Here is an 856-nt window from a genome sequence, read left to right as displayed (position 1 = left end):
CTTCTGGCTCGGCCTGCAGGCGGACTACGACCTGGAGGAAGCCAGGCGTGCCTTGGGCGGCAAGCTCAAGTTGATCGAGCGGGTTGCCGCTTGAGGGAAACGGGGTCAGGTTCACTTCCGACAGCCCCGCGAGCCGAACACCTACAACATCACCAGCGTTGTGCCCACGTAGGGTGGCTATCGCTGCATCGATGCTGTGCACATGGCCCGCCAACCTCGACTCGATCGGCCAGGCATTCCGCAGCACATCGTGCAGCGTGGAAACAATCGCCTTCCCTGCTTCCTCGACGACACCGATCGCGCCTGCTATCGCCAACTGTTGCGGGAGGCGCTGCTCGCCACGGGCTGCACGCTGCACGCCTATGTACTGATGGACAACCACGTTCACCTGTTGGCAACGCCGCCCGAAGTGGCTGCCTCAGGTTGCCTGATGCAACAGCTCGGCCGGCGCTACATCGGGCAGTTCAACGCGCGCCACGCGCGCACCGGAACGCTGTGGGAAGGTCGGTACAAGGCCTGTCTGGTCGATAGCGATCACCATCTTCTGCGCTGCAGCCGCTACATCGACCTGAACCCCGTCCGCGCCCGCATGACGGACGACCCTGCCGCATTTCCCTGGTCGAGCTGCGCGGGTCTGTGCGGGCTCCGCGAGGAGCCGCTGCTGAGCCCGCACCCCGTCCAGCAAGCGATCGGTGCAGACCACTATCGCGCCCTGCTCTCCGAGGCGATCAGCGACAAAGACCTGGCAGCGATCTGGCTCTACCTGCAGCAGCAGCGCGCCTACGGCCGCGACGACTTTCGGGCGATGGTCGAAGCCAAGACCCAGCGCTTCGCCAGCGTGCGGCCGGCACATCGG

Annotated in this window: 1 protein-coding gene; it reads left to right on the top strand. The window is 65.4% G+C overall.

From position 1 onward, the window contains the following. Positions 1–202: 202 nt before the first annotated feature. Positions 203–856, top strand: a 654-nt coding sequence (locus AS93_RS0118435) for a transposase (RefSeq protein WP_027591937.1), incomplete at its 3' end; no start/stop codon positions are given.

Source organism: Pseudomonas sp. RL (assembly GCF_000647775.1).
Taxonomy (GTDB): Bacteria; Pseudomonadota; Gammaproteobacteria; order Pseudomonadales; family Pseudomonadaceae; genus Serpens; species Serpens flexibilis.
Note: the sequence above shows the minus strand (reverse complement) of the source record. Positions and strands in the feature narration are given on the sequence as shown.